Source organism: Caulobacter sp. GW821-FHT11E10 (assembly GCF_058808375.1).
On the sequence record NZ_JBXARP010000012.1, the window covers coordinates 1 to 5625 of the forward strand.

Consider the following 5625-nt stretch of genomic DNA (forward strand, 5'->3'; position numbering starts at 1 on the left):
AAACGATTTGACACGGAAAACGAGGTTGGATAGATAGCCGCCTCCGCCGACATCGGGCGCTAAACGATGGGCTGGCCGGAAGGTTGGTTCGGGTCTTTGACATTGTTGATTTGGAAAGAGAAACGCAGGCGGCGGCTTTCTGGCGATGGACTGAAAGGTTCATCTCGAACGCTGACAAATGCGGTCTCTTGAAGACACCATGAATATCATGGACTGAAACTTCGGTTTCATTTCATCGATGTGATTGGGAACTCGTCAAGATACTATGCAAACCAGAACCGGAGATTGGGTTTTCCCCTAGTCTCTGAAGTCTGTGTTAGCGGTCAACTCAACCTGAGAGTTTGATCCTGGCTCAGAGCGAACGCTGGCGGCAGGCCTAACACATGCAAGTCGAACGGATCCTTCGGGATTAGTGGCGGACGGGTGAGTAACACGTGGGAACGTGCCTTTTGGTTCGGAACAACTCAGGGAAACTTGAGCTAATACCGGATAAGCCCTTCGGGGGAAAGATTTATCGCCATTAGAGCGGCCCGCGTCTGATTAGCTAGTTGGTGAGGTAAAGGCTCACCAAGGCTACGATCAGTAGCTGGTCTGAGAGGATGATCAGCCACATTGGGACTGAGACACGGCCCAAACTCCTACGGGAGGCAGCAGTGGGGAATCTTGCGCAATGGGCGAAAGCCTGACGCAGCCATGCCGCGTGAATGATGAAGGTCTTAGGATTGTAAAATTCTTTCACCGGGGACGATAATGACGGTACCCGGAGAAGAAGCCCCGGCTAACTTCGTGCCAGCAGCCGCGGTAATACGAAGGGGGCTAGCGTTGCTCGGAATTACTGGGCGTAAAGGGAGCGTAGGCGGACTGTTAAGTTAGAGGTGAAAGCCCAGGGCTCAACCTTGGAATTGCCTTTGATACTGGCAGTCTTGAGTACGGAAGAGGTATGTGGAACTCCGAGTGTAGAGGTGAAATTCGTAGATATTCGGAAGAACACCAGTGGCGAAGGCGACATACTGGTCCGTTACTGACGCTGAGGCTCGAAAGCGTGGGGAGCAAACAGGATTAGATACCCTGGTAGTCCACGCCGTAAACGATGAGTGCTAGTTGTCGGCATGCATGCATGTCGGTGACGCAGCTAACGCATTAAGCACTCCGCCTGGGGAGTACGGTCGCAAGATTAAAACTCAAAGGAATTGACGGGGGCCCGCACAAGCGGTGGAGCATGTGGTTTAATTCGAAGCAACGCGCAGAACCTTACCACCTTTTGACATGCCCGGACCGCCACAGAGATGTGGTTTTCCCTTCGGGGACTGGGACACAGGTGCTGCATGGCTGTCGTCAGCTCGTGTCGTGAGATGTTGGGTTAAGTCCCGCAACGAGCGCAACCCTCGCGATTAGTTGCCATCAGGTTTGGCTGGGCACTCTAATCGTACTGCCGGAGTTAATCCGGAGGAAGGCGGGGATGACGTCAAGTCCTCATGGCCCTTACAAGGTGGGCTACACACGTGCTACAATGGCGACTACAGAGGGCTGCAATCCCGCGAGGGGGAGCCAATCCCTAAAAGTCGTCTCAGTTCGGATTGTTCTCTGCAACTCGAGAGCATGAAGTTGGAATCGCTAGTAATCGCGGATCAGCATGCCGCGGTGAATACGTTCCCGGGCCTTGTACACACCGCCCGTCACACCATGGGAGTTGGCTTTACCCGAAGGCGCTGCGCTAACTCGCAAGAGAGGCAGGCGACCACGGTAGGGTCAGCGACTGGGGTGAAGTCGTAACAAGGTAGCCGTAGGGGAACCTGCGGCTGGATCACCTCCTTTCTAAGGATGCTTCTCCAGCTTCTCACGAAGCTATTGAGGCTCCAATTAGTGCGCTAGACGCACACAAATGAGCGGATTGCCGCCGTCTTCGTTTCTCTTTCCACTCCTTGATCGCCGTTAGGTGATCGAGGCGATCGCGAGCCCAGGAGCGGGTCGAGGCCTTAGGCCTTGGATCTGGTCTATGCGGCCTATGGGCCCGTAGCTCAGTTGGTTAGAGCGCACGCTTGATAAGCGTGAGGTCATAAGTTCAAGTCTTATCGGGCCTACCACTCTCTCCTACATGGACGCGCAACCGACCCAGGCTCTCCTGGCTTAGCAACTCACACCGAGTGTGAGGGGCCATAGCTCAGTTGGTAGAGCGCCTGCTTTGCAAGCAGGATGTCGTCGGTTCGAATCCGTCTGGCTCCACCATCTCTTCATTCGGAAGGATGGTAACGCGATCGAGGAATGATCAAGTTTGCATCGACGCCTAGCGTCGATGCGAAATGACATTGTGAAGGCAGGGTTCCTCCGCCAACCGTAGCTCACCCCTGGGATACGGACCTGGTTTAAGGATGGACTTAAGAAGACATCATTGTCTGACTAAAGGTAGAGCTCATGCTCGAACCCTTCCCGCGAGATGCGGCTAGGGTCGATTATGCATGGGTTTTGCTGAGAACGATCAAGCGCATAAGGGCTTCTGACGGATGCCTTGGCATTGAGAGGCGATGAAGGACGTGGCACGCTGCGATAAGAGCCGGGGAGGCGCGAGCACCCTTTGATCCGGCTATCTCCGAATGGGGAAACCCACCTTTATGGTCACCCAACTTTGTTTCGGCTTCGGCCGGGACGAGGATTGGTTGATCAGAAGAGGTATAATGACCTGAATACATAGGGTTCATTAAGCAAACCCGGGGAACTGAAACATCTCAGTACCCGGAGGAAAGGACATCAACCGAGACTCCCGTAGTAGTGGCGAGCGAACCGGGACCAGGCCAGTGCTGTCGTGACATAAAGCTGAATGTGTTGGGAAACACAGCCATAGTGGGTGATAGCCCCGTAAGCGTCAAATAGCGACAGACTCGAGTAGGGCGGGACACGTGAAATCCTGTCTGAACATGGGGGGACCACCCTCCAAGCCTAAGTACTCCTCAATGACCGATAGCGAACAAGTACCGTGAGGGAAAGGTGAAAAGCACCCCGACAAGGGGAGTGAAACAGATCCTGAAATCGGAAGCCTACAAGCAGTCGGAGCCACCGCGCGTGGTGACGGCGTACCTTTTGTATAATGGGTCAGCGACTTCATGTGCCGTGCAAGCTTAAGCCGTTAGGTGTAGGCGCAGCGAAAGCGAGTCTGAATAGGGCGAATAAGTACGTCGCATGACGACCCGAAACCAGGTGATCTATCCATGAGCAGGTTGAAGGTAAGGTAACACTTACTGGAGGACCGAACCGGTGAATGTTGAAAAATTCTCGGATGACTTGTGGATAGGGGTGAAAGGCCAATCAAACCTGGACATAGCTGGTTCTCCGCGAAAACTATTTAGGTAGTGCCTCGGACGTATTCCTTGGGGGGTAGAGCACTGAATGGATGCGGGCGGCGCGAGCTGTACCAATTCTAATCAAACTCCGAATACCCAAGAGAACTATCCGGGAGACACACGGCGGGTGCTAACGTCCGTCGTGAAAAGGGAAACAACCCTAACCATCATCTAAGGCCCCCAAGTACTGGCTAAGTGGGAAACGATGTGGGTTTGCTTTGACAACCAGGATGTTGGCTTAGAAGCAGCCATCATTTAAAGAAAGCGTAACAGCTCACTGGTCAAGCGAACCTGCGCGGAAAATGTAACGGGGCTCAAGCCAGTCGCCGAAGGTATGGGTGTGCACTTTGTGCACGCGGTAGCGGAGCGTTCCGTAAGCCGATGAAGGTGAGGCGTGAGCCTTGCTGGAGGTATCGGAAGTGAGAATGCTGACATGAGTAGCGATAAAGAGGGTGAGAGACCCTCTCGCCGAAAGCCCAAGGGTTCCTGCGTAAAGCTAATCTGCGCAGGGTTAGTCGGCCCCTAAGGCGAGGCCGAAAGGCGTAGTCGATGGGAATCAGGTGAATATTCCTGAACCAGTTGGAAGTGACGGATCTGGTAAATTGTCGGGGCTTATTGGATTGCTCCCGGCAGTGAACAGGTCCCTGGAAATAACTCCAACGGAGACCGTACCCGAAACCGACACAGGTGGGCAGGTAGAGTATACCAAGGCGCTTGAGAGAACTGTGCTGAAGGAACTCGGCAAATTGCACGCGTAACTTCGGGATAAGCGTGACTCTCTTTTGGGCAACCAGATGAGAGTGGCACAAGCCAGGGGGTAGCGACTGTTTATCAAAAACACAGGGCTCTGCGAAGCCGCAAGGCGACGTATAGGGTCTGACGCCTGCCCGGTGCCTGAAGGTTAAAAGGAGGGGTGCAAGCTCTGAATTGAAGCCCAGGTAAACGGCGGCCGTAACTATAACGGTCCTAAGGTAGCGAAATTCCTTGTCGGGTAAGTTCCGACCTGCACGAATGGCGTAACGACTTCCCCACTGTCTCCAGCACAGGCTCAGCGAAATTGAATTCCCCGTGAAGATGCGGGGTTCCCGCGGTCAGACGGAAAGACCCTATGAACCTTTACTGCAGCTTCGCCTTGGCGTTAGCAACAACATGTGTAGGATAGGTGGGAGGCTATGAATCCGGGGCGCCAGTCTCGGGGGAGCCATCCTTGAAATACCACCCTTATTGTTGTTGACGTCTAACCGCGGCCCGTTATCCGGGTCCGGGACATGGCGTGGCGGGCAGTTTGACTGGGGCGGTCGCCTCCCAAAGTGTAACGGAGGCGCGCGATGGTGGGCTCAGACCGGTCGGAAATCGGTCGTCGAGTGCAATGGCATAAGCCCGCCTGACTGCGAGACTGACAAGTCGAGCAGAGACGAAAGTCGGCCATAGTGATCCGGTGGTCCTGCGTGGAAGGGCCATCGCTCAACGAATAAAAGGTACTCTAGGGATAACAGGCTGATTTTGCCCAAGAGTCCATATCGACGGCAAAGTTTGGCACCTCGATGTCGGCTCATCACATCCTGGGGCTGGAGCAGGTCCCAAGGGTTCGGCTGTTCGCCGATTAAAGTGGTACGTGAGCTGGGTTCAGAACGTCGTGAGACAGTTTGGTCCCTATCTGCCGTGGGTGTACGAGACTTGAGAGGATCTGTCCCTAGTACGAGAGGACCGGGATGGACACACCTCTGGTGGACCTGTCATGGCGCCAGCTGTGCAGCAGGGTAGCTAAGTGTGGACTAGATAACCGCTGAAAGCATCTAAGCGGGAAACTAACCTCAAAACAAGGTCTCGCTGAGAGCCGTGGAAGACCACCACGTTGATAGGCCGGGTGTGGAAGTGCGGCGACGCATGGAGCTTACCGGTACTAATAGCTCGATAGGCTTGATCGTTCTTCAGTCAAACCCATGCAACGCATGGCTCTACTTCAGACACTGATGTCTTCTTCTTAAATCTTCGCTCCAGAAATGGAGCGAATGATATCCTTTTCGCTGACCTGGTGGCTTTGCCGGGGGTTCCCCACCCGATCCCATTCCGAACTCGGTCGTTAAGTCCCCCTGGGCCAATGGTACTTCGTCTCAAGGCGCGGGAGAGTAGGTCGCCGCCAGGTCCGCCAAAAGGATATCTTCAGATCTTAAGTCCAAACCCTGCCCACAATCTCAAAAACACCCTGACGCGGGGTGGAGCAGCCCGGTAGCTCGTCAGGCTCATAACCTGAAGGTCACAGGTTCAAATCCTGTCCCCGCACCCAAGG

At 54.4% G+C, this 5625-nt stretch carries 3 tRNA genes and 3 rRNA genes; all 6 read left to right on the forward strand.

The features are described 5' to 3' along the window. Nucleotides 1-329: 329 nt before the first annotated feature. A 16S ribosomal RNA gene (locus AC1RRV_RS22520) occupies nucleotides 330-1815 on the forward strand. Nucleotides 1816-2007: 192 nt separating this feature from the next. Beyond that, nucleotides 2008-2084: transfer RNA gene (locus AC1RRV_RS22525), tRNA-Ile, on the forward strand. A gap of 66 nt (nucleotides 2085-2150) precedes the next feature. Further along, nucleotides 2151-2226 (forward strand) — tRNA-Ala (locus AC1RRV_RS22530). A gap of 248 nt (nucleotides 2227-2474) precedes the next feature. Next, nucleotides 2475-5263, forward strand: a 23S ribosomal RNA gene (locus tag AC1RRV_RS22535). 103 nt (nucleotides 5264-5366) lie between these two features. Continuing rightward, nucleotides 5367-5481: ribosomal RNA gene (rrf, locus tag AC1RRV_RS22540) — 5S ribosomal RNA — on the forward strand. The 16S, 23S and 5S rRNA genes sit together here with 3 tRNA genes alongside, the layout of an rRNA operon. Before the next feature lie 64 nt (nucleotides 5482-5545). Next, nucleotides 5546-5622, forward strand: a tRNA-Met gene (locus tag AC1RRV_RS22545). The last annotated feature ends 3 nt before the right edge of the window (nucleotides 5623-5625 follow it).